The sequence below is a fragment of the Tenacibaculum sp. AWR4_210 genome (genome assembly GCF_056160945.1).
In genome coordinates this window covers 1-345 of the sequence record NZ_JBSWYF010000066.1, presented here as the reverse complement: position 1 = coordinate 345, position 345 = coordinate 1, and the positions used below count along the sequence as shown (strand labels likewise).

At 51.3% G+C, this 345-nt stretch carries 1 protein-coding gene; it reads right to left on the bottom strand.

Annotation, left to right across the window (positions count from 1 at the left end; genetic code table 11):
• A partial coding sequence (locus ACXAG7_RS20050; RefSeq protein WP_476667939.1) for a hypothetical protein occupies positions 1 to 345 on the bottom strand: 345 nt, incomplete at both ends.

The following is a 345-nucleotide window of genomic DNA, read 5'->3' as shown; positions in this document are numbered from 1 at the left end:
CACAGATGGTGAGTGTTCCGTTAGTTCCCGCATTTGGTAAAGCCTGCTCGCTTACCACTACCTGAGCTGTTGCTGCTGTGGTACATGGTGCAGTTGCGGCTACGGTATACGTATAGGTATTTGCGCCTGCTAATGCTGGTGACCAAGTACCTCCTGTAGCTGGACTTCCGCCTAAGGCTGCAAATAACTGCGCCGATGTTACCGTGCTTCCTGCACAGATCGTGAGAGTTCCGTTAGTACCTGCATTTGGTAAAGCTTGCTCGCTTACCACTACCTGAGCTGTTGCTGCTGTGGTACATGGTGCTGTTGCTGCTACGGTATACGTATAGGTATTTGCGCCTGCTA